Raw genomic sequence first — 22,432 nt, 5'->3', positions numbered from 1 at the left:
ATTTTTCAAAATGCCCCCTATCCTAATTAAGAAATGGGTTTAAAAATCAAACTCAAAAAATGGGTTTTATCATAAAATAAAACCTTAAAACGATACAATCAAGCCATTAAAATCCCTTTTTTTAAAAATTGAGTTATCCCTATTAAAAATTTAGGAAAGCCAAAAAATAAATCATAACCCCCTAGACTTTAAACTTAAAGCTCACTAGCCCTATAAGCTTAATAAGAATGTCCGCATGACAAATCCATTCAAAAATGATATAATAGACTTGATGAACTCATTTTAAGGAAATGCCCATGCGTTTGCACTCTGCCTTTTTTGGTATTAATTCGTTGCTCGTTGCCACTCTTTTGATAAGCGGTTGCAGTCTCTTTAAAAAGCGTAACACTAACGCCCAACTAATCCCCCCTTCAGCTAACGGGTTGCAAGCCCCCATTTATCCCCCAACCAATTTCACCCCCAGAAAGAGTATTCAGCCTCTCCCAAGCCCACGCTTTGAGAATAACAATCAGCCCATCATTAGCTCTAACCCCACTAACGCTATCCCTAACACCCCCATTCTCACGCCTAATAATGTCATTGAATTGAACGCAGTGGGCATGGGTGTGGCTCCAGAATCCACCATTTCGCCCTCTCAAGCTCTAGCTTTGGCCAAGCGAGCCGCTATTGTTGATGGCTACCGCCAGTTGGGTGAAAAAATGTATGGTATTAGAGTGAACGCTCAAGACACCGTCAAAGACATGGTTTTACAAAATTCCGTGATTAAAACGAGAGTCAACGCTCTCATTCGTAACGCTGAAATCACTGAGACCATCTATAAAGACGGCTTGTGTCAAGTGAGCATGGAGCTTAAGTTAGACGGCAGGATTTGGTATCGTATTTTGAGCGGAGCGAGAGGATAAACCCTCTTACTCTATAACCATGCGGTATTTTAAAAACGCTTTTTTATTATTTTTCATGACGCTTTTTTTTGCCTCTTGCTCTAAGCACCCTTTTTCTAAGCAAACCCCCAAAACTAGGGAGCAGATCAGACAAGAAGAAGCCAATAAAAAAAGAGAAGAGACTTTGAATGCCTTGCGCCAATTCAGGCTCATTTATATTAACACGCCGGTTTTTCGCTTTTATGATTACGGCACGATTAAAACCGATAAAGACCATAATATTGAAGTAACCCTTTATAAGCTCAGCCAAAGAGTGGGCGATATTTATATGACTAAACGAAACATTTGTTTTAGCCAAAAATGTTCGGCTAAATGGATTGCTGCAAGGGATTTGTTTGGTAAGGTGAGTTATGGGGATTTGTTTGATGATATTGTTTTAGGGAGGGATATTTTTAAAGGTTTAGGAAAACGCCACTTAACCCCTGAATACGTGATCCAAAGGTTTCAAAAAAGCGGGGAAATTATCCTTTATGAAAGAAAAAATGGCCTGATTTCTTTCCAGAATTTGACGCAAAAAATTGCTATTAGGATTGAACCCTATGAGCCTTCTTTGCAAGATTTAGAAGATAATGAAAACGCTGATAGCGAGCTTCAATGAAAAACTTTTCCCCACTTTGTTGTTTTAAAAAGCTCAAAAAACGCCATTTAATCGCTCTGAGCCTGCCCTTGCTTTCTTATGCCAATGGCTTTAAAATCCAAGAGCAAAGCCTAAATGGCACGGCTTTAGGCTCGGCGTATGTCGCTGGGGCTAGGGGCGCTGACGCTTCCTTTTACAACCCGGCGAATATGGGCTTTACTAACGATTGGGGTGAAAACAGAAGCGAATTTGAAATGACCACCACCGTGATTAATATCCCGGCCTTTAGCTTTAAAGTCCCTACGACTAACCAAGGCTTGTATTCGGTTACGAGTTTAGAAATTGATAAAAGCCAACAAAATATTTTAGGCATCATCAACACTATAGGGCTTGGCAATATCCTTAAAGCGCTTGGCAATACGGCCGCTACCAATGGCTTATCACAAGCAATCAATCGTGTTCAAGGGCTTATGAATCTAACCAATCAAAAAGTTGTAACCCTCGCTTCAAATCCTGATTCTCAAATCGTGAATGGCTGGACGGGAACGACTAATTTCGTTTTACCCAAATTCTTTTATAAAACCCGCACGCATAACGGCTTCACTTTTGGGGGGAGTTTCACCGCTCCTAGCGGGTTAGGCATGAAATGGAATGGTAAGGGGGGGGAATTTTTGCATGACGTGTTTATCATGATGGTAGAGCTCGCCCCTAGCATGAGCTATACTGTTAATAAGCGCTTTTCCGTGGGCGTAGGCTTAAGGGGGCTTTATGCAACCGGGAGCTTTAATAACACCGTTTATGTGCCTTTAGAGGGCGCTTCGGTTTTGAGCGCGGAGCAAATCTTAAATTTACCCAACAATGTTTTTGCCGATCAAGTGCCAAGCAACATGATGACTTTATTGGGCAATATTGGCTACCAGCCGGCCCTTAATTGCCAAAAAGCCGGTGGGGATATGAGCGATCAGAGCTGTCAAGAGTTTTATAACGGCTTGAAAAAAATCATGGGTTATAGCGGCTTAATCAAAGCGAGCGCGAATCTTTATGGCACGACTCAAGTCGTGCAAAAATCCAACGGGCAAGGCGTATCAGGGGGGTATAGAGTGGGTTCGAGTTTGCGTATCTTTGATCATGGCATGTTTTCTGTGGTGTATAATTCTTCAGTTACATTTAATATGAAAGGAGGTTTAGTGGCTATCACAGAGCTTGGCCCTTCTTTAGGGAGCGTTTTGACTAAAGGCAGCTTGAATATCAATGTTTCACTCCCCCAAACCCTAAGCCTAGCCTACGCCCACCAATTTTTTAAAGACCATTTAAGAATAGAGGGGGTGTTTGAGCGCACCTTTTGGAGTCAAGGGAATAAATTTTTAGTAACCCCTGATTTTGCGAACGCTACTTACAAGGGCTTAAGCGGAACGGTGGCTTCACTAGACTCTGAAACGCTTAAAAAAATGGTAGGCTTAGCGAATTTTAAAAGCGTGATGAACATGGGGGCTGGCTGGAGGGACACCAACACCTTTAGATTAGGGGTAACTTACATGGGCAAAAGCTTGCGTTTAATGGGCGCTATTGATTACGACCAAGCCCCAAGCCCCCAAGACGCGATAGGCATTCCGGATTCTAATGGCTATACCGTGGCTTTTGGGACTAAATACAATTTTAGGGGCTTTGATTTGGGCGTAGCGGGGAGTTTCACTTTTAAAAGCAACCGCTCCAGTTTGTATCAATCCCCAAGTATTGGGCAATTGAGAATCTTTAGCGCTTCTTTAGGCTATCGCTGGTAAAACATGCCAAATCATCAAAACATGCTAGATAACCAAACGATTTTAATCACCGGTGGCACTGGGAGTTTTGGCAAACGCTTTGTGCGTAAAGTCTTAGACACCACCAACGCTAAAAAAATCATCGTTTATAGCCGAGATGAATTGAAACAAAGCGAAATGGCCATGGAATTTAATGATCCTAGGATGCGTTTTTTTATCGGCGATGTGAGGGATTTAGAACGCTTGAATTACGCTTTAGAGGGCGTGGATATTTGCATCCATGCGGCCGCGCTCAAGCATGTGCCTATCGCTGAATACAACCCCCTAGAATGCATTAAAACCAATATCATGGGAGCGAGCAATGTGATTAACGCATGCTTAAAAAACGCTATCAGCCAGGTCATCGCCCTAAGCACCGATAAAGCCGCTAACCCCATTAACCTCTACGGCGCAACCAAATTGTGTAGCGATAAGCTCTTTGTGAGCGCGAACAACTTTAAAGGCTCTTCTCAAACGCAATTTGGCGTGGTGCGTTATGGTAATGTGGTGGGGAGTCGTGGGAGCGTGGTGCCGTTTTTTAAAAAATTAGTCCAAAACAAAGCGAGTGAAATCCCCATCACCGATACTCGCATGACACGATTTTGGATTACCTTAGATGAGGGGGTTTCTTTTGTTCTTAAAAGCTTGAAAAGAATGCATGGGGGTGAAATTTTTGTGCCTAAAATCCCTAGCATGAAAATGACCGATCTCGCCAAAGCCCTAGCCCCCAATATTCCTACTAAAATCATAGGCATTCGCCCGGGCGAAAAACTCCATGAAGTGATGATCCCTAAAGATGAAAGCCATTTGGCCCTAGAATTTGAAGACTTTTTTATCATTCAGCCCACCATAAGCTTCCAAACGCCTAAAGATTACACGCTCACCAGACTCCACGAAAAAGGCCAAAAAGTCGCCCCCGATTTTGAATACAGCAGCCATAATAACAACCAATGGCTAGAGCCTGATGATTTGTTAAAATTACTATGAATTTTTTAGAAGATTTGTTTTACCCTTTAAGATTGTTAGAAAACAAGTGCGTTTTATTGCTCGTGAGCGGATCTATTGCGGCGTATAAATCCCTAGAATTAACGCGCTTGTTGTTTAAAAGCGGGGCCAGTATTCAAGTGGTGATGAGTAAGGACGCGAAAAAATTCATTAAGCCTTTAAGTTTTGAAGCTTTGAGCCACCATAAAGTCTTGCATGATCGTAATGAAAAATGGTATTACAACCACCAAAACGCCTTGCACCATAACCACATCGCATGCGCTGCTAGCGCTGATTTACTCATCTTTGCCCCTTTAAGCGCTAACAGCTTGTCTAAAATCGCTCACGCTTTAGCGGATAATACCGTAAGCGCGACTTTTTTAGCTTGCACTTCCCCTAAAATCCTAGCCCCTAGCATGAACACCAACATGCTCAATTCCCCTATCATTCAAAGCCATTTAAAACGCTTGAAAGATTCCAACCACATTATTTTAGACACGCAAAACGGCCTTTTAGCATGCGATACTAAAGGCGATGGGGCGATGACTGAGCCTTTAGAAATCCTTTTTAAAGCCGCTCAAACGCTCTTAAAAGACGCTTATTTTGAAAACAGAGAAGTCATAGTCATGGGTGGCGCGAGCATGGAAAAGATTGACAGCGTTAGAGTCATTAGCAATCTTTCTAGCGGGATTCAAGCAAGCGCTTTAGCCCTAGCATTATATTTTAAGGGAGCGAAAGTGACTTTGATTGCATCAAGCTTCCCCACTCCTTTGCCTAAAGGAATCACAAGCGTTTTAGTCAGCGACACCGCTTCTTATGAAAACGCCCTGAATAGTGCCGCTAACAACTTGCAAAAACATGCCTTAAAACCCTTGCTCTTCAATTTAGCCGCCATTAGCGATTATTTGCCTAAAACTTCTTTTAACCATAAGCTTAAAAAAAGCGAACTGGGCGAAACCCTAAACATTGAATGCGTTCAAAATAAGGATCTACTGGCTTCTGTCAATCCTAACCAATTCGTTAAAATCGGTTTTAAAGCTGAAGACGATCAACAAAACGCCATGCAAAACGCACAAAATCTTTTAAAACCTTCTCAAGATAACGGCAAGGATTGCTCTGTGGTTGCTTTGAATCTCATTAAAGATTCACGCCCTTTTGGCTCATTAGAGAATGAATTGTGGCTTTTTAGCCATAAAAAAACCCAAAAAATCCCTTCTATGAACAAATTAGAAGCGAGCTTTAAAATCCTTGATTTTATCAAAGAGAACGCCCTTTAATGCTAGAAGCCCTAAACGCCCTAAACCAGCTTAACGCTCTTCATTCCAAAAACGCCGCGCACCATTTTAACGCCACTTTACCCATTCTTTTAAAGGTTTTAGAAAAACAAGATAAAGATCTTTTTCTTTTGCAAGTGGGTAATAAAATTATCCCCACCAAAAGCGAACAAGAATTAAAAATCAATCAGCCTTATTTTGCGATTATGCAAAGAGATCGGCTGGGCGATATTGTGCTTAAAAATTTAGTGCCTGCCCCAAAAATCTTGGACGCATTAAACGATTTGCCAGCCCTTGAAATGAATAAAATCAAAGAAATCTTGAGCGCCAAAGACAATACCCCTTTAAAAGAATACAAAGAACTTTTGAGCGAAAAATTAGTCCATGCTAAAAATCCGCAAGAGTTTTTGAATACGGCCAACATGCTTTTAAGCTTGCAATCGCAGGTTTTAAGCTTTGTAGTTGAAAACGAGCGCAAAAAAGCCTTTTTACAGATGAAAGCCAAAAAACAAAGCGTTGATTTTTACGCTCTGTATCCTAACTTGGGCGAAATTGGCGGCGTCATTTATTTAAAGGAAAAAGAAAAACAACTTTTTTTAAAAACCACCCTCCAAAGGACTCAAGAAGTTTTAAAAGAGGCTCAAAACACCCTTTTAGGCTTTTCTTGCGTGGAAATCGTGTGCGAAAAAACCCCCATGCTTTTTGCCTTTGAAGAGCGTTTATTGGACACGCTAGGGTAGAAAAATTTTTATTGCGGGATTTTAGAATCCCTCACGCATTGTTTAAAAGTTTTCCAACCGCTAAGGCTTTATCTCTGGCTTGCGTGATCGCGCTAATGACGGCGATACCCCCATATTCGCGCAATTTTGAAGCGTTATGCATCATGATGCCCCCAATCGCTATGAGAGGTTTTTTTACCCCGCTATCTTGTATTTTTTTTAAAAGATCTACGCCTACAACTTCTTTAGCGTCTTTTTTAGATGGTGTGGGGAAAATAGGGCCTACCCCTAAATAGGCTACGCTATCTAAATGGCGCGCTTTTAGGGCTTGCTCTAAAGTGTTGACGCTCAAACCGATAAAAAGGCGCTTTTTGCATAAAGTTATTACCTCTTCTATAGCCATGTCTTCTTGCCCCACATGCACGCCATCAGCCTTTAATTCTAGCGTGAGTTGCACCTCATCATTGACAATAAAAGGCACGCCGTATTTTTGGCATAATTTTTGACACTCTAGGGCTAATTGTTTGATTTCAATAGGATCTTGTAAGGCTAAATCGCCTTTTTGGCGGAATTGAAACGCTGTGATTTGAGATTGTAAAGCTAATTCTAAAGTGTCTAAAAGCGCGTTTATCCTATCGTTTTTGCCGCCCTTTATGTGGTAGAAGTCTTGCGAACCAGCCACAAACATGAGTTTCAAACAATTCGCATCAAACAAGCTTTTTAACGCTCCATAAATTCAAAGGTCCATGCCCATGCCCAATGTTTAAGGGGTTTTGAATGATGATAGTTAAAAGCTCTTTAGCCTTTGAAATAGCGTTTTTCAAATCCAACCCTTGAGCGAGTAAGCCCACTATCAAGCTAGAAAGAGTGCAACCCGTGCCATGCGTGTTTTTCGTGTTGAATCGCTTGGCGTTTAAGATAAATTCAGCGTCTTCTAAAAACACCCAGTCGTTGCTAAATTCCCCTTGAAAACGCTCTGTATGCCCCCCTTTAATCACAGCGTTTTTAACGCCTAAATCCCTTAAAACGCCCATCGCTTTTGAAGCGCTTTCATCGTCTCGCACTTGAACGCCTGTGAGCGCATAAACTTCAGGGAGGTTAGGGGTTAGTAAATTGGCTTTAGGTAAAAGGCGTTTTTTTAAGCTTAAAATCGCCTCTTCTTCTAAAAGCAAAGCCCCATTCTTTGCCACCATCACCGGATCTAAAACGCACAACCCAAAATCGCAAGTTTCTAAAGTGTCCGCCACGCATTCAATGATTTGAGCATTGCATAACGCTCCCATTTTGAACGCTTTGATAGAAAAATCATCTCTAATGGCTAAGATTTGCGCTTTCACGCTCTCAACACTCAACGGATAAACCCCATGCACGCCCTGCGTGTTTTGTGCGGTGATGCAAGTGATCACGCTCGTCCCAAACACGCCCAAAGTTTGGAACGCTTTCAAATCGGCCTGTATCCCAGCACCCCCACCGCTATCGCTGCCAGCAATGCTTAAAACTTGCGGGTAAATTTTCACCACTCTTCCTTAATAAGGCTATTTTCTAACTCTATGGGCAAGCTTAGAGCGTCTAAAAAATAAAACAAGAACGAACCATTAGAGCCGTTATTTTCCAACACTTTTTTTTGCGCATTAAAAGCGGCTTGTTTATAGAGTGCGCAAAGTTGTGCCATAGAATCTAAGGGGTCTTTTTTCAAACTTAAAAAGCTCGCGCACGCTGCACTATGCAAACACCCAGCCCCAGTAATCACAGCCAAATACTCGCTCCCCCCAGCAATACTCAAAACTTTTTTCCCATCGCTCACGTAATCTGTTTTGCCCGTCATTACCGCTATCACAGAATATTTTTGAGCCGCTCGTTTGATTATTTCTACAGGCGTGTTGGCATCATGAGAGTCTAGCCCCTTACTTTCGCAAGAAATACCCACTAAAGAGCCTAATTCTGCAGCATTACCCCTAAGCGCGCTAATTCCTTCGCTTTCTAAAAGCTCTAAACTTGTGTCATGACGCAAAGCGCTCGCTGAACACCCCACAGGATCTAACACAATGGGTTTATTCAAAGCCTTGTAATGTTTGATAGCCTCTTTAGCGCATAAAATAGTGCGTTCATTGAGGGTGCCAATGTTGATAGCGAGCGCGTCAGAAATTTTCGCTAAATCTTGCATCTCATCAATCGCATCACTCATTAAAGGCGATGCCCCTAAGGCTAACAAGCCATTAGCCACAAATTGCGCCGCCACATAATTGGTGATATTATGCACTAAAGGGCGTTTTTGGCGTAATTCTTCTAACATCATGAGCCTCCTTAAAATTTCTTTTATTTTACAAAAAAATCCATTAAGCAGCGCTGTCTTTGAGTTTTAATACAAAAGCGTTCATGAACTATTTTTCATTAACCTCATCTTTTTTAACCTCATCTTTCTTAAATATAGCGCTAGTGAGATCACAAAAGCGGTGGAAAAAACGAGAAAGGCTTGCAGCAACTTTTTCTTTCACCTCTTGATAACGCGAATTTTGGCTAAACCTAGAGGGTCTTTCTTTGATGATTTCAGGGAATTTTGTCCCGCTAAAATCAATTTCGCCCCCTTTAAAGGCATGCTGCATGAACGAATAGGCTTTTTCTTCATTCAAGCGGTTTTCTTCTATGATATTTTGGAATTCCTCTTCTCTTTTTTGGTGGATATAATCTTGAAAATGCGCATGGACTTCTTCATCTTTGTTGTATTTGTCAATGAAATCCATGATCAAATCTTTTTTATTCCTTAGCTCTATGCTGGAGTTGATGATCGGCTCTATTTTGGTTTTAACGCCTTGAATTTCCACCCCATGCTCTTTAGCGAATTTTTCAATCAAATTCAAAATATAGTCAATATTGACTTCCACTTGCTTAATGAGTTCAATTTCAAAAATCAAATCGTCGTTAATCTCTTCTTTATCCCTCCCTTTTTCTGGCCTCATTTCATCGTAAAAATCAAGGTATTTGCTTTGATAATCTTGAAAATCCCTCGGATTGATGTAATCGTCTTTTTTGAAATTTTCAAAGCTGTTTAAAATATTTTCTAATTTCAAAATCTTGCCAAAAAGCTTAATGAAATCCTTTTTCTGGCTTTCTGAAATGATGGGCTCTTTTAAGGGAAATTCGCTTAAAAGCCTTTTAATCAAACCCTCATAGCCCTCGTATTCTTTATGGTTATGCGTGTAGCCTTTCAAATAATCTTCATATTTTCTCAATAGCGCAATAGATTTAGCGTCCTTGTTGCCAAAAAGCATGAGAGCGTCATTTAAATCCTGCTCTAAATCCCTAAAACACACGATATTCCCATGCGTTTTAACGCTATCTAGAATGCGGTTTGCGCGTGAAAAAGCCTGGATTAGCCCATGGTATTTCAAATTTTTATCCACCCAAAGGGTGTTGAGCCTTGTAGCGTCAAACCCGGTCAAAAACATGTTCACCACCATTAAAAGATCGATTTCACGATCCTTCATTTTTTGAGAAAGATCCTTATAATAGCTTTGGAATTTTTGATCCGAAGTGTCAAAAGAAGTTTTAAACATCCCGTTATAATCCGCAATCGCGCCCTCTAAAAAATCCCTTGAGCTTTTATCTAGCCGGCAAACGCTTTCATTGTTTTCATCTTCTAACATGTCAAATTCTTCATTAGCGCCATAGCTAAAAATGGCAGCAATTTTAAGGTCGTGTTTTTCTTCTTTAAAAGCCATGTAGTATTTTTTCAGCGCTTCTATGCTAGAGCATGCCAGAATGGAATTGAATCTTTTATTTTTAGTGGTTTGATTGAAACGCTCTACAATGCATTTAGCGATTTCTTTGATCCTCCTGTTATCTAAAAGGGCGTTTTTTTCATCAACCGCTCTAACTTTGTTATCCTTAATGTCCTCTTTAGCTTTAATGGTGTTGTGGTATTCCACCCTAAAGGGCAAAACATTTTTATCCCTGATCGCATCAATAATGGTGTAGTGGTGGAGGCATTTCCCAAATTTCTGCTCTGTCGTGCCTAACGGGTTGTTTTTATCGCAATTTTCTACAAAAATGGGCGTTCCTGTGAACCCAAAAAGGTGGTATTTTTTAAACGCTTTAGTGATAGCTTGGTGCATGGAGCCTAACTGACTCCTGTGGCATTCATCAAAAATCATCACCACTTCTTCATTAAAAACCGCATGCCCTTTAAGGTTAGATTTAACGAATTTGTCTAATTTTTGGATCGTGGTGATAATGATTTTAGCGTTAGAATCTTCAAGCTGTTCTTTTAAAATCTTGGTGCTTGTGTTGGAATTAGCGCAATCTTTTTGGAATTTATCGTATTCTTTCATGGTTTGATAGTCTAAATCCTTTCTATCCACCACAAACAAAACTTTTGAAATACTCTCTAATTCTTTAGCCAAAACCGCGCTTTTAAAGCTCGTTAAGGTTTTACCGCTCCCTGTGGTGTGCCAGATATAGCCTCCGCTCTGACTTTTCGTTTTACTATTTTGCGCAACTTTGATTTTTTCTAAAATCCTTTCGGCCGCCACGATCTGATAAGGCCGCATCACCAATAAAACCTCTTCGCTTGTGAAAACGCAATAGCGCGTTAAAACGTTCAAAAGGCTATGCTTTGCAAAAAACGACCGGGCAAAATCCATTAAATCTTCAATATTGTTATTCTTGCTATCCGCCCAATAATTCGTGAATTCAAAAGTATCGGCTTTATGGTTTTTTTCTAGCTGGGCTATTCTTGTGGTGTTTGAATAGTATTTAGAGCTCGTGCCGTTACTGATAACAAAAATCTGTACGAACTCAAAAAGCCCGTCTTCAGCGCTAAAACTATCCCTTTTATAGCGCTTGATTTGGTTGAACGCCTCCCTGATCGCCACGCCTCTTTTTTTCAATTCCACATGCACTAAAGGCAAGCCATTCACAAGGACACTCACATCATAGCGGTTCTCATACTTCCCTTTAACGCTGTATTGGCGGATCACTTGCAAGGCGTTTTTATGGATATTTTTCTTGTCAATGATTTTAATGTTTTTGGTTTTTCCATTCTCTAGGGTTAGGTTAAAAATCGGATCTTCTTGGATTTTTCTCGTTTTAGCCTTATAGTCATCGTTTTTATTAGCGATGAATTGGTAATAAAGAGTCTCCCATTCCTTAGGCGTGAAAGTATAATCGTTAAGCTTTTCTAACTGCTCTTTTAAATTCTCTTTTAAATCTTCTTCTTTGTGGATTTCTTTAAATTCATAGCCTTGTTTTTCTAAAAGCGCGATAAACGCCCTTTCTAGCTCTGCTTCGCTCTCATAAGCGCCTTTCCTCTCATTATCGCTATGAAATTGCGCTACTACCGTGCTTTCATTATTTTCTGCGATAATCTCATAGCTCATGGTTTTAGGCTTTTAAGTGGTTTGAAAGTCAATAGTTTTTCTCGGTAATATTCGTATTGCTTTTTTCGTGCTTTTATTTCAGCGGGGATACCGGCTAATAAATCGGTGGTTAAAATTGAAAATTGATCCAAAATCTTAACGATTTCTTGCTGGACTTCTAGGGGTGGGATGGGGATTGTTATTTTTGAATAGCGAGAAATCCACTGCCTTGTATGTTCCCCACTGATATTATAGGGAATAGTTTGCATGTAAAAAAAGATAAATCTGATGTTAATTGTAGGATCTTTTGGGAGTAAGATTTTCATAGCGCTTGATTTTACTTTGAAAGGGAAATCAACCCATTGGGTCGCTGTTGTGAAATCGTCAAAGATGATAACCGGAGCGTTTTTACTCGCTTGATAAATGTTGTCTTTTTCGTTTGTATAACCTAAAATAAAGGTTTTTCCTGCGGTTAAAACGGGGGTAGGATAACTTTTATCAAATTCTTTACTCGTTACGCAATATTGATTGGGTTGATCATATTCTAGCACCTCCCCCAACTTCCTAAACCCCACCCCCTTAGGCGCTAGAGTGTGGAGTAAGGTTTTCAAGCGTTTAGGGTAGGTTTTTGCACTCATTTTGGCGTCTTTGTGGTTTTGGTTAATATCGTTAAAGTCTAAAAGCATGTTTTGGTAATACTGGTATTGCTTTTTTCGCGCGTTTAATTCTGTGTTTAATTCTGTGTTTAATTCTGTGAAAGCGTCCAAAATCTTAACGATCTCTTGTTGGATCTCTAGGGGTGGGATGGGGAACTTATATTTTTTAAAAGCAGTCATATCCACAGAAGCAAAACCTGAAACATTAATATTATTTTTACACCATTCCCCTAAAAGAAAGCATTGGTAAAAAAAGAATTTCATGTCTAAAGCAAGATCACAATTCGCTTTTTTGCTTAAAAAAGTGAATCGTTGATTCGCTAACGAATCAACGATTAAAAGGGCATGCTCTCCTATCGTTGCTGTTGTAGAAATAATAATAGAATTTTTAGGGAATAATTTCTTACCCTTTAAAGCCTTTGGGGTAATGTGTTGGATAGAGTCTTTTAAAATCCTCCCATTTTCTCTAATGTCCTCCATTCTAAACCAAGGGATAGTCCCTTTTTTCCAAAATTCAGGATTGTTTTTTGATGGGGTGTAACCATTTTTAATTTCAAAAACCTCTTCAAGCGTTTTAAACTCCACCCCCTTAGGCGCTAGAGTGTGGAGCAGTCGCTCTATTTTATGCATTTTGCCCCCTTTAAGCTTCTAGCTCTTTAATGATGGATTCAAGGCGGTTTCTTAAAGCGCTCTGTTTTTTTACGATTTGAGCAATTTCAATATTAAGCGCTTTAATGTCAATGATTTCTTTCGTGTCTTCTTGCTCCACATAGCGATTCACCGATAGGTTGTAATCGTTTTCTTGGATTTTCTCTATATTGGCTAAAGCCGAAAAATGCTTGATGGCTTTCCTTTCAATATAGGTTTGCAAAATCTTTTCTCGGTTGCGCTCTTTGAGCTTGTTTTTCTTGCCCTCTTTAACAAACTCCTTACTCGCATCAATAAAAAGCGTGGTGTCGTCTTTTTTGTTTTTCTTAAGCACTAAAATGCAAGTGGCGATATTCGTTCCAAAAAAGAGGTTGTCTGGTAAAGCGATCACGCAGTCAATGAAATTCTCTTTAACTAAATATTCTCTGATTTTTGCTTCAGCGTTCCCTCTATAAAGCACCCCGGGAAATTCCACGATCGCAGCAGTGCCTTGATTGGAAAGATAAGAGAGCATGTGCATGGTGAAAGCGAGATCGGCGGCGTTTTTGGGCGCTAACACACCGGCCGGGCTAAAACGCTCATCAGTAATTAAAATGGGGCTGCTATCGCCCACCCATTTAGTGGAATAAGGAGGGTTGGAAACGATCGCATCAAAAGGCTCATCGTCTTCATGCTTTGGGTCTAAAAGCGTGTCCCCTAGTGCAATGTGGAATTTAGAGTAATTGATGTCATGCAAAAACATGTTGATTCGGCAAAGGTTGTAAGTGGTCAAATTGATTTCTTGCCCGAAATACCCTTTTGAAACGTTTTCATTGCCTAACACTTTAGAAAATTGTAAGAGTAAGCTCCCGCTCCCACAGCACGGATCATAAACTTTATTAATGCTTTCTTGGCCGTGCAGGGCGATTTTAGCGAGCAGTTCGCTCACTTCTTTGGGGGTGAAAAATTCCCCTCCGCTTTTGCCGGCATTGCTCGCATACATCGCCATTAAATATTCATAAGCATCGCCAAAAACATCAATCCCGCTTTTTAAATAATCGCCTAATTGCATGCCCCCTATGGCTTGAAGGATTTTAGTCAATTTTTCCACCCTAATTTTATGAGAGCTCCCTAATTTATTGCTATTGACATCTAAATCCGCAAACAAGCCTTTGACGTTTTCTTCTGATGGAGTGCCAAGGCTGGATTTTTCTATTTCGTTAAAAATATTTTGTAGGGTTACATTGAGATCTTCGTTACTAGGCGCGTTTTTTAGCGCGTTACAAAATAAAGCGCTTGGCGGGATATAAAAGCCTTTTTCTTCAATAAGGCCTTTTCTTGCACGCTCGGCCTCTTCATCGCTTAATAAAGCGTAATCAAAGCTCGGATCGCGCTTTCGCTCTTCTTTATTGATGTAATGAGCCATGTTTTCTGAAATGTAGCGGTAAAAAAGAATGCCTAAAACATATTGCTTAAAATCCCAGCCATCCACTGAGCCTCTCAATTCATTAGCCACTTTCCAAATGGTGTTGTGCAATTCGTTGCGCTCTAAAGACGCTTGGTTATTGTTTGGGTTGTTTTCCATGATATAAGCCCCTTTTTTGTGTTTTTTTGATTGGTGTTTTTGTTTGGCGTTGGGCACGCACCCTTTAAAGGTTTCATTATAGCAAAGAATATTATTTTTTTATTCCTTGCGTTTTCTGTGCGTTTGTGGGGTAAATAAGCTATAATCGCCCTTTTAAAATTCATTTTTTAAAAGGGGTTTGAATGGTATTTGACAGAACAATAAGCGCAAGAGAAAAAAAAGCGGCTAAAACGCTTGGGATTGTGGGGATCGTCTTTTTTATTTTGTTTGGCATCGTGATAAGCGGGGTGGCTTTGCAAAAAGAGTGGGTGCAACAATTGGATTTATTTTTTATAGACTTGATCCGCAATCCTGCCCCCATTCAAGGTAGCGCGTGGCTTTCTTTCGTGTTTTTTAGCACATGGTTTGCGCAAAGCAAGCTCACCACTCCTATAGCCTTACTCATTGGCTTGTGGTTTGGGTTTCAAAAACGCATCGCTTTAGGGGTGTGGTTTTTTCTCAGCATTTTATTAGGTGAATTCACCTTAAAATCCCTTAAGCTTTTAGTGGCGCGCCCACGGCCTGTAACCAATGGCGAATTGGTTTTTGCGCATGGCTTTAGTTTCCCTAGCGGGCATGCTTTAGCTTCAGCGCTTTTTTACGGCTCTTTGGCGTTGCTGTTATGCTATTCTAACGCAAACAACCGCATTAAAACTATTGGCACTATTATTTTACTTTTTTGGATTGTTTTAATGTCGTATGATAGGGTTTATTTAGGGGTGCATTACCCTAGCGATGTTTTAGGAGGGTTTTTATTAGGGATTGCTTGGTCGTGCTGCTCTTTAGCGCTTTATTTAGGGTTTTTGAAACGCCCTTATAATCAATAAAGGCTTTATTTAACCAAACACTGACAACTAAAATTTTTAAAATTCTATTTTTTGATAAAACTCATTCTCTTAAGGGGATAGGGGGTATTTTGCGATAATACCCCCTTAACCCCCTTAAGAAACCCCATAACCCCCAAGACCGCTTTTTCAATAAGCTATCGCTTGATTAAAATCAAGCTCTTTGCTATTTTTTACAAAAACGCTTAAAGCGTTTTTTAAAAAGAAAGTGATGGGTTAGGGTATAACTCCTCTTTCTTTTTAACCTCATCAAATTCATCTTTATAGCGGTTTGGGAAATCCGGGTCATAATCCACAACGCTTTTTAAAAAACCACTGAATTTTTCATTTTTGTCGCTAAGTTCCAAAGCCACGGTGTAATCAATCTTTTCTTTGTATTTAGCGTTCAATAAAATAGCGCTTTTATCTTCATTAGTTCTTAAATCAATCACGCCAATCCCAAAACTCGCATGCAAACGCTTCAATAAATCCATGAGTTTAGGATTGTGCGTATCAATATGGCAACCCACTAAATACCCCTCATTAGAGCTGTTAGAAATCGCTTGGAAATAACACTCCCTGCAATTATGCACGCTGATTTCTTTTTTCAATTCAAAGCTTTAACGGGTAAAGTGTCAAATTTCTTAGAAAAAGCGATTAAATTTTCATTGGATAATTCAGCGTGTAAAAACCTAACCCCCACCATGTCCGGATAAAGCCACCTGTCCATGCCTTTTGGCGATTTTGAACTCTCTTCATGAAAAATGGTTTTCGTGTAGCATTTCAAATTTTCGTTATTAATAGCCATGTAGGTTAAAAAAGGGTGCAAATCCCTTTCATGCGCGATTTTATTATGCGCAATTTTAACATTTGGAGTGCTGGGTTTTTCAGCGTTTAAAACCAATTCTTTAGCCGCACCTTTTAAAGCGATTAAGGTTGGTTTTTCTCGCGCTTTAAAAAAAGGCAGCTCTTCGCCCTTGCTTAAGGCTGTATAAATAGAAGCGCTAACACTCTGGTGTGGTGTGTTGCCCCCACAATCAAACATTTTTTCAATCTCGCCTTCTTCAACAAGCTCTTGGGCTTTATGATAAATCTCAGTAACCTTAATAGGCCCTGTAATTTCTAAAACGCTTTGAATGATTTCAATATCTCGTGGTTTCATTTTTTGCTCGCTAAATACTCTTCATAACTGCCTTTAAAATCAATGATTGAAGCGCCTTTAGGGCTTGGGACTAATTCAATGATCCTATTAGCATACGCATCAATGAGCTCTCTGTCATGGCTTATACAAATCACTGCCCCATCAAATTTAAAAAGCGCTTCGCCTAAAGCAATAATGGCTTCTAAATCCAAATGGTTGGTTGGCTCATCTAAGACTAAAAAATTCCCCCCCTCTAACATGAGCTTGGATAAAACCATTCGGTGTTTTTCGCCTCCGCTTAAAGCGTTCACGCACTTTTCTTGCTCTTCGCCATTAAAAAGCATCCTCCCTAAAGCGTTTCTCACCTCGGCGCTTTCAATCTTTTTATTGAAATTAAAAAGCCATTGATACAAGGTCTCTTCCCCGCTAATTTCTTCGCTCACGTTTTGAGGGAAATACCCTCTTGAAACCGTCGCTCCCCATTTCACCACGCCCGTATCCGGCTTTAACTCTTCTACTAAAATTTTACAAAGCGTGGATTTACCCACGCCGTTTGGCCCTATGAGGGCGATCTTGTCTTTGGGCATCACTTTCAAGCTCACTTGATTTAAAACGATTTGGTCGTCATAACTTTTAGAGATGTTTTCGCACTCTAAAGCTTCATTCCCAATGGTGCGTTTGGGTTTGAAAATAATGCTAGGATCCCTCCTGCTGGATACCGCTAAGCTTTGAATGTCTAATTTATCCAGTTGTTTTTGGCGGCTAGTGGCTTGCTTGGCTTTAGAAGCGTTAGCGCTAAAACGAGCGATGAATTTTTCTAGCTCTTCTTTTTCCTTGAGTTTTTTATTGCGTTCAGCCTCTTGCTGTTTAATCATCAAAGTGGAAGCGATATACCAATCGTCATAATTCCCGCTGAATTCGCGCACGCTGTGAAAATCCAAATCCAAAATATGCGTGCATACCGCATTTAAAAAATGCCTGTCATGGCTGATGACTACCATCGTGCCTTCATGGCGTTTGAGGTTGTTTTCTAGCCATTCAATGGCGTTTAAATCCAGGTTGTTGGTCGGCTCATCTAAAAGCAAAATGTCCGGTTTAGGGAATAAAACTTGAGCGAGAAGGATTTTAAACTTATCGCTGCTTGGCAAGGTTTTCATCAAATCATTGTGCCTAGAGCTAGGAATGCCTAAATCTTCTAGGATTTTTTCAATCACCACTTCGCATTCATACATGGGATCTTCTTCTACGCAAATGGTTTCTAACTCCCCTAGCCTCGCATTCACTTTATCATCGCTCAAATCGCCTTCGGTGTATAAGCGCTCTTTTTCTTTGATAGCGTCATACAAACGCTTATTGCCTATCAAAACCGCATCTTTAAGGCTCAAATCTTCAAAAGCGTATTGATCCTGCCCTAAAACCCCCATCCTCATCCCGCTTGTGATAATGACTTCCCCACTGCTACAATCAATGCTCTTGCTTAAAATCTTTAAAAAAGTGGATTTTCCTGCGCCATTAGCCCCAATCAGCCCGTAGCGCTTGTTTTTATCCAGCTTGATATTCACATTCTCAAATAATTTTTTAGTCGCATAGCGTTGCGTTAAGTTGATGGTTTGCAGCATCTTATGATTTCCTTATTTTTTGTGATTAGAGAAAGTTTATTGTAGCGTTTTCTTTGCAATATTGTAACCCTTGCTTATTATGGTTATCTGTAAGGTCTTTGACGCCCAAAATTTGATCGAGCCTATATCATTTCTCTTGATTTTTTATTCAATTTAAGGTAAAAATAATGTTTTAAAGCAAAAAAGGATCAAGTCATTGAAAGTATTTGATTACGAAGATGTCCAACTCATTCCTAATAAATGCATCGTGAATAGCCGTTCAGAGTGCGATACGACCGTTATTCTAGGCAAACACGCATTTAAAATGCCCATAGTCCCAGCCAACATGCAAACAATCATCAACGACTCAATCGCAGAATTCCTAGCAGAAAATGGCTATTTCTACATCATGCACCGCTTTAATGGATCGGCAAGAATCCCGTTTGTCAAAAAGATGAAAGAACGCCAATGGATCAGTTCGATCAGCGTTGGGGTGAAAAAGGAAGAATATCTTTTGATAGAAGAGTTAGCCAAACAAGGATTAACGCCAGACTATATCACAATCGATATTGCGCATGGCCATTCAAATTCTGTCATTGAAATGATCCAACGCATCAAAACGCATTTGCCCGAAACTTTTGTGATTGCTGGGAATGTTGGCACGCCAGAAGCAGTCCGTGAATTAGAGAACGCCGGTGCTGACGCTACAAAAGTTGGCATTGGACCTGGGAAAGTGTGTATCACTAAAATCAAAACAGGCTTTGGTACGGGTGGTTGGCAACTGGCGGCTCTTAGATGGTGCGCTAAAGCAGCAAGAAAGCCCATTATTGCAGATGGTGGCATCCGCACGCATGGCGATATTGCAAAATCAATACGCTTTGGCGCGACAATGGTAATGATTGGCTCGCTTTTTGCAGGGCATGAAGAATCATCTGGAGAAACAAAAATAGAAAATGGTATCGCATACAAAGAATATTTCGGTTCGGCATCAGAATTCCAAAAAGGTGAAAAGAAAAATGTTGAAGGTAAGAAAATTTGGATCCAACATAAAGGCTCGTTAAAAGACACGCTGATTGAAATGCATCAAGATTTGCAATCTTCAATCTCCTATGCAGGTGGGAGAGACCTTGAAGCGATCCGAAAAGTGGATTATGTGATTGTGAAAAATTCAATTTTCAATGGGGATACGATCTAAAAAAGATCAATGGAACAAAAGCGAAGACAGAAAAAAGGGTTTTCAACCTATTTTTCAAGCCATTTGCTTTGACTTGGGTTTTTGTTGTTTTTAATCCTTTCTTTATTCTCATTTCTTGTAGGATCATTTTTTTTTTTTTTTAAATTCAAGCGTATAGCCTTTGAATTCAATTTTTATGAGCGAAATGCCTTTCAATGCAATCGCATAAGATGTGGATCATAAGAATGTGCATTTCTTGGATTCGTGGGGTATCATCGCTAGGGACAATCAAAGCCATATCGCTTAAAGGCTTCATTTTCCCCCCATCACGCCCCGCTAAGCTAAGCGTTTTCATCCCTAAATCTTTGGCTTTTTCATAAGCTTTTAGGACATTTTTGGAATTACCGCTTGTAGAAATCCCTATTAAAATATCTTCTTTATTCCCTAGCGCTTCTACTTGTCTGGCAAACACTTCTTCATAACCATAATCGTTCGCAATAGCGGTAAGAGCTGAGGTATCGGTGCTTAAACTTAAGGCGCTCAAGCCTTTCCTTTCTAGTTTATAGCGCCCGGTCAATTCAGCGGCAAAATGCTGCGCATCGCTAGCGCTCCCCCCATTACCGCAAATAAGGATTTTCCCTTGATTTTCTAAAGTTTCTATCAAAAGACGAACGCTTTGTTTTAACGCTTCTTGCAAATTCTCTAAACTTTTTTCTAACGCTTCCTTATGGGCTAAAAATTCTTTTTTAATCAAATCATCAATCATTGCATGTCCTTTTAATTTTTTCTATGATGGCGCTTGTGGAATAACCTTCTCCAAACTCCATCAAGTGGGTTTCTTTAGCAAACTCGCTCCCTATGACTTCTTTATTGAGATAGTCCGCTCCCTTGACTAAAATATCAGGCTTTAGGGCTTGAATTAATTTGATTGGCGTGTCTTCTTCAAACACCACGACATAATCCACGCAAGACAAACTCGCTAAAAGAAACGCTCTGTCTTTTTCGCTCACTATGGGACGTTTATCCCCTTTAAGCCTTTTAACGGAAGCGTCGCTATTTAACCCCACAATGAGAATATCCCCTAAAGCTTTAGCCTTTTGCAAATAACTCGCATGCCCTTTATGGAGGAGATCAAAACAGCCATTGGTGAAAACGATTTTTTGCTGATGGTGTTCTAAAGTTTCTAACAGCTTTTCTAAAGGGAGGATTTTGGGGTGCGTTTGGTTTAAAATCAAAGCGATTTCTTCTAAACTCGCTAACGCGCTCCCCATTTTACCCACCACCACCGCCGCAGCCGCATTGGCAAACTCGCAAGCATCTTTTAGGCTCATCGATTCTAATAAAGAGAGCGTTAAAGACGCGATCACCGTATCGCCTGCCCCAGTTACATCATAAACCTCTTTAGCGATAGTGGGGCAATTGACTAGCTCGCCTTTTTCTAAAAAAGCGATGCCTTGTTCGCTCAAAGTAACTAAAGGCATAGCGATTTGATAAGTTTCTTTTAAGATTTGGAGCGCTTTTGATAAATTCGCATGGCTGTCTAACTTCAAATGGAGCGCATGCTCTAATTCAAAACGATTGGGCGTGATCAAACTCGCATGAGAATATTTGCTATAATCTTTCCCTTTAGGGTCGCATAAAATGAGCTTGTGGTGTTGGTTGGCTAGAGCGATCATTGTTTGAGTGAGTTCAAAATCCAACACGCCCTTATTGTAATCTGAAAGGATAACGCCATCTATTTCTTGGATTTTTTCTGTGAAAAAATCTAAAAGTCTTTTTCTTAAATCAGCGTTTAAGGGGTCTTTGATTTCCTTATCCACGCGCGCGATTTGCTGGTTTTGTGCGATGATGCGCGTCTTAAGCGTGGTGCAACGGGTTTTATCTATTAAGACGCCTGAAGTGTCAATCCCTCTTGTTTTTAAAGCGCTAATGAAATGCTTGCCCTCTAAATCATCGCCCACCACCCCACATAAAAAGACTTTAGCTTTTAAAGAGATAAGGTTATTAGCCACATTGGCCGCTCCGCCTAAATTCTTACTCTCTTTTTTGACTTCTAAAACAGGCACAGGGGCTTCAGGAGAAAGGCGTTCGCTCTTCCCCCACAAATAATAATCAGCGATCAGATCGCCTATGACTAAGATTTTTTTCATGCGCGCTGTTCTTTAAAAATCGCATGGATATGGGGCAAATAATCTTTAATACCGCTTTCTAAATCGTATAAAGGGGTGTAATCCAAATCCAAAATAGCGGGTTCAATATGCGCTTGGGTGTGCTTTTGGAAAAAAGCGTAAGGGTTTTTGATATAAGTTACTTTAAAATCCCCTAAATGCTCTTTTAAAATGCTAACGATTTCATTATAACTTCTGGCTTGCGAATAGCCCACATTATAAACCCCGCTTTTTTGAGCCTTCATCGCTTTCACATTCGCTTGGATCACATCTTCAATATAGACAAAATCCCTTAATTGCTCGCCAAATTCAAAAAGCTTGACTTCCTTAAACGCCATCGCGCCTAAGGCGAGCTGTAAGATCATAGAAGCGGTTTTTTCTTTATAAAATTCCCTAGGCCCATAGACATTAAAATACCTTAAGCCCACTTGAATATTGTCATTTGAATGAGAGAGGACAAATTCGTCCATGCAAAGCTTGGAAAAGCCATAAACATTTTCAGGGCTTTCGTTTGAGCCCACCACATTGGGGGCTTTGGTGTTGCCATAAACGCCCGCTGAAGAAGCGTAAATCACTTTAGCCTTTTTGGAGCGAGCGATTTCTAAAAGGTTTAAAAAAGCCTGATAATTGGTTTTCATCACTAATTCTTGATTGAGCATGGTCGTATCAGAGACAGCCGCTTGGTGGAACAAATAATCAAAATGCAATTTTTCTAAACGCCTTAAATCTAAAGGGTTATTAATATCAGCCGTGATCACTTCGCCCTTAAAACCGATCAAATTCTTAAAATGCCCTAAAGAACTCGGGCGGTTATTACTAGAGAGTGTGTTACTGCGGAATTTATCCAAAATGACCACTTTAGCTTTAGGGTGGTTCTCTTGAAAATAAAAGGCCAGATTACTGCCTACAAAGCCAGCCCCACCGGTGATTAAAATCGTTTGATTTTCTAATCCATCATCAATATAACGCATG

The 22,432-nt window shown here is 40.2% G+C and carries 19 protein-coding genes and 1 pseudogene; 8 read left to right on the top strand and 12 right to left on the bottom strand.

Features of this window, described 5'->3' with window-relative positions:
* Positions 1-296: 296 nt before the first annotated feature.
* Genes CXY28_RS04450 through CXY28_RS04425 form a run of 6 tightly spaced genes read left to right on the top strand, consistent with a single transcriptional unit; the run spans position 297 to position 6,315 of the window.
* Positions 297-902, top strand: a complete 606-nt coding sequence (locus tag CXY28_RS04450; RefSeq protein ID WP_001236581.1) for an LPP20 family lipoprotein — start codon at positions 297-299, stop codon at positions 900-902.
* 19 nt (positions 903-921) lie between these two features.
* The gene (locus CXY28_RS04445; RefSeq protein ID WP_100979629.1) at positions 922-1,539 is read left to right on the top strand and encodes an HP0838 family lipoprotein; all 618 of its coding nucleotides are present in this window, start codon (positions 922-924) and stop codon (positions 1,537-1,539) included.
* The gene (locus CXY28_RS04440) at positions 1,536-3,299 is read left to right on the top strand and encodes an OmpP1/FadL family transporter (protein ID WP_100979627.1); all 1,764 of its coding nucleotides are present in this window, start codon (positions 1,536-1,538) and stop codon (positions 3,297-3,299) included. The genes CXY28_RS04445 and CXY28_RS04440 overlap by 4 nt, the downstream gene beginning before the upstream one ends.
* A 21-nt stretch (positions 3,300-3,320) precedes the next feature.
* Positions 3,321-4,304 (top strand): UDP-N-acetylglucosamine 4,6-dehydratase (inverting), encoded by a 984-nt coding sequence (gene pseB / locus CXY28_RS04435; protein ID WP_198542609.1) that lies wholly within the window; start codon positions 3,321-3,323, stop codon positions 4,302-4,304.
* The gene (gene coaBC, locus CXY28_RS04430) at positions 4,301-5,578 is read left to right on the top strand and encodes a bifunctional phosphopantothenoylcysteine decarboxylase/phosphopantothenate--cysteine ligase CoaBC (RefSeq protein WP_100979623.1); all 1,278 of its coding nucleotides are present in this window, start codon (positions 4,301-4,303) and stop codon (positions 5,576-5,578) included. The genes pseB and coaBC overlap by 4 nt, the downstream gene beginning before the upstream one ends.
* Positions 5,578-6,315 carry a hypothetical protein gene (locus CXY28_RS04425; RefSeq protein ID WP_100979621.1) on the top strand — a complete coding sequence of 246 codons (738 nt, stop codon included), beginning with the start codon at positions 5,578-5,580 and terminating at the stop codon, positions 6,313-6,315. Before coaBC ends, CXY28_RS04425 begins: the two co-directional genes overlap by 1 nt.
* 31 nt (positions 6,316-6,346) lie before the next feature.
* On the opposite strand, the gene thiE is transcribed toward CXY28_RS04425, so the two are convergent.
* From thiE to CXY28_RS08945, 7 genes are all read right to left on the bottom strand, one after another.
* Positions 6,347-7,009 carry a thiamine phosphate synthase gene (thiE, locus tag CXY28_RS04420; RefSeq protein ID WP_100979619.1) on the bottom strand — a complete coding sequence of 221 codons (663 nt, stop codon included), beginning with the start codon at positions 7,007-7,009 and terminating at the stop codon, positions 6,347-6,349.
* On the bottom strand, positions 7,002-7,811 hold the full coding sequence (gene thiD, locus CXY28_RS04415) for a bifunctional hydroxymethylpyrimidine kinase/phosphomethylpyrimidine kinase (RefSeq protein ID WP_198542607.1): 810 nt from the start codon (positions 7,809-7,811) through the stop codon (positions 7,002-7,004). Before thiD ends, thiE begins: the two co-directional genes overlap by 8 nt.
* Positions 7,808-8,587, bottom strand: coding sequence for a hydroxyethylthiazole kinase (gene thiM / locus CXY28_RS04410; RefSeq protein WP_198542608.1), 780 nt, complete (start codon positions 8,585-8,587; stop codon positions 7,808-7,810). Before thiM ends, thiD begins: the two co-directional genes overlap by 4 nt.
* A gap of 88 nt (positions 8,588-8,675) precedes the next feature.
* Positions 8,676-11,669 carry an HsdR family type I site-specific deoxyribonuclease gene (locus CXY28_RS04405; RefSeq protein WP_100979613.1) on the bottom strand — a complete coding sequence of 998 codons (2,994 nt, stop codon included), beginning with the start codon at positions 11,667-11,669 and terminating at the stop codon, positions 8,676-8,678.
* Positions 11,666-12,934: a restriction endonuclease subunit S gene (locus CXY28_RS04400; protein ID WP_100979611.1), complete on the bottom strand. Its 1,269-nt coding sequence runs from the start codon at positions 12,932-12,934 to the stop codon at positions 11,666-11,668. The genes CXY28_RS04405 and CXY28_RS04400 overlap by 4 nt, the downstream gene beginning before the upstream one ends.
* A gap of 10 nt (positions 12,935-12,944) precedes the next feature.
* Positions 12,945-14,516, bottom strand: a complete 1,572-nt coding sequence (locus CXY28_RS04395; RefSeq protein WP_100979639.1) for a type I restriction-modification system subunit M — start codon at positions 14,514-14,516, stop codon at positions 12,945-12,947.
* Positions 14,480-14,680 (bottom strand): type I restriction endonuclease, encoded by a 201-nt coding sequence (locus CXY28_RS08945; RefSeq protein WP_100979641.1) that lies wholly within the window; start codon positions 14,678-14,680, stop codon positions 14,480-14,482. The genes CXY28_RS04395 and CXY28_RS08945 overlap by 37 nt, the downstream gene beginning before the upstream one ends.
* An 18-nt stretch (positions 14,681-14,698) precedes the next feature.
* Between CXY28_RS08945 and CXY28_RS04385 the strand changes: the two genes are divergently transcribed.
* Complete coding sequence (locus CXY28_RS04385; RefSeq protein WP_100979609.1) at positions 14,699-15,382, top strand: phosphatase PAP2 family protein; 684 nt, start codon at positions 14,699-14,701, stop codon at positions 15,380-15,382.
* A 215-nt stretch (positions 15,383-15,597) separates the two neighbouring features.
* On the opposite strand, the pseudogene CXY28_RS04380 reads toward CXY28_RS04385, so the two are convergent.
* Both CXY28_RS04380 and CXY28_RS04375 read right to left on the bottom strand, forming a co-directional pair.
* Positions 15,598-16,541 (bottom strand): annotated as a pseudogene (locus tag CXY28_RS04380) (HrgA protein).
* Entirely contained in the window at positions 16,538-18,139 is a 1,602-nt protein-coding gene (locus tag CXY28_RS04375; protein ID WP_100979607.1) for an ABC-F family ATP-binding cassette domain-containing protein, read from the bottom strand. The pseudogene CXY28_RS04380 and the gene CXY28_RS04375 overlap by 4 nt, the downstream one beginning before the upstream one ends.
* A gap of 196 nt (positions 18,140-18,335) precedes the next feature.
* On the opposite strand from CXY28_RS04375, the gene CXY28_RS04370 reads away from it, so the two are divergent.
* Positions 18,336-19,313: a GMP reductase gene (locus tag CXY28_RS04370; protein WP_198542606.1), complete on the top strand. Its 978-nt coding sequence runs from the start codon at positions 18,336-18,338 to the stop codon at positions 19,311-19,313.
* Positions 19,314-19,479: 166 nt separating this feature from the next.
* Here the strand turns inward: CXY28_RS04370 and gmhA are convergent, their stop codons facing one another.
* The 3 genes from gmhA to rfaD are packed head-to-tail and all read right to left on the bottom strand — an operon-like array spanning position 19,480 to position 22,431.
* Positions 19,480-20,058: a D-sedoheptulose 7-phosphate isomerase gene (gene gmhA / locus CXY28_RS04365; RefSeq protein ID WP_100977465.1), complete on the bottom strand. Its 579-nt coding sequence runs from the start codon at positions 20,056-20,058 to the stop codon at positions 19,480-19,482.
* Positions 20,051-21,442 (bottom strand): D-glycero-beta-D-manno-heptose-7-phosphate kinase, encoded by a 1,392-nt coding sequence (gene rfaE1, locus CXY28_RS04360; protein WP_100979603.1) that lies wholly within the window; start codon positions 21,440-21,442, stop codon positions 20,051-20,053. Before rfaE1 ends, gmhA begins: the two co-directional genes overlap by 8 nt.
* Positions 21,439-22,431 (bottom strand): ADP-glyceromanno-heptose 6-epimerase, encoded by a 993-nt coding sequence (gene rfaD, locus CXY28_RS04355; RefSeq protein WP_100979601.1) that lies wholly within the window; start codon positions 22,429-22,431, stop codon positions 21,439-21,441. The genes rfaE1 and rfaD overlap by 4 nt, the downstream gene beginning before the upstream one ends.
* Between the last annotated feature and the right edge of the window lies 1 nt (position 22,432).

Origin of the sequence: Helicobacter pylori (assembly GCF_002832345.1) — a bacterium.
Lineage (GTDB): Bacteria > Campylobacterota > Campylobacteria > Campylobacterales > Helicobacteraceae > Helicobacter > Helicobacter pylori_CP.
Note: the sequence above shows the minus strand (reverse complement) of the source record. Positions and strands in the feature narration are given on the sequence as shown.

Bases quoted from the DNA above. Each gene is read 5' to 3' on its own strand.
- CXY28_RS04450 (WP_001236581.1), top strand. From the start codon at position 297: ATGCGTTTGCACTCTGCCTTTTTTGGTATTAATTCGTTGCTCGTTGCC.
- CXY28_RS04445 (WP_100979629.1), top strand. From the start codon at position 922: ATGCGGTATTTTAAAAACGCTTTTTTATTATTTTTCATGACGCTTTTT.
- CXY28_RS04440 (WP_100979627.1), top strand. From the start codon at position 1,536: ATGAAAAACTTTTCCCCACTTTGTTGTTTTAAAAAGCTCAAAAAACGC.
- pseB (WP_198542609.1), top strand. From the start codon at position 3,321: ATGCTAGATAACCAAACGATTTTAATCACCGGTGGCACTGGGAGTTTT.
- coaBC (WP_100979623.1), top strand. From the start codon at position 4,301: ATGAATTTTTTAGAAGATTTGTTTTACCCTTTAAGATTGTTAGAAAAC.
- CXY28_RS04425 (WP_100979621.1), top strand. From the start codon at position 5,578: ATGCTAGAAGCCCTAAACGCCCTAAACCAGCTTAACGCTCTTCATTCC.
- thiM (WP_198542608.1), bottom strand. From the start codon at position 8,587: ATGTTAGAAGAATTACGCCAAAAACGCCCTTTAGTGCATAATATCACC.
- CXY28_RS04405 (WP_100979613.1), bottom strand. From the start codon at position 11,669: ATGAGCTATGAGATTATCGCAGAAAATAATGAAAGCACGGTAGTAGCG.
- CXY28_RS04400 (WP_100979611.1), bottom strand. From the start codon at position 12,934: ATGCATAAAATAGAGCGACTGCTCCACACTCTAGCGCCTAAGGGGGTG.
- CXY28_RS04395 (WP_100979639.1), bottom strand. From the start codon at position 14,516: ATGGAAAACAACCCAAACAATAACCAAGCGTCTTTAGAGCGCAACGAA.
- CXY28_RS08945 (WP_100979641.1), bottom strand. From the start codon at position 14,680: ATGAATTTTAAAAGGGCGATTATAGCTTATTTACCCCACAAACGCACA.
- CXY28_RS04385 (WP_100979609.1), top strand. From the start codon at position 14,699: ATGGTATTTGACAGAACAATAAGCGCAAGAGAAAAAAAAGCGGCTAAA.
- CXY28_RS04375 (WP_100979607.1), bottom strand. From the start codon at position 18,139: ATGCTGCAAACCATCAACTTAACGCAACGCTATGCGACTAAAAAATTA.
- gmhA (WP_100977465.1), bottom strand. From the start codon at position 20,058: ATGATTGATGATTTGATTAAAAAAGAATTTTTAGCCCATAAGGAAGCG.
- rfaE1 (WP_100979603.1), bottom strand. From the start codon at position 21,442: ATGAAAAAAATCTTAGTCATAGGCGATCTGATCGCTGATTATTATTTG.
- rfaD (WP_100979601.1), bottom strand. From the start codon at position 22,431: ATGCGTTATATTGATGATGGATTAGAAAATCAAACGATTTTAATCACC.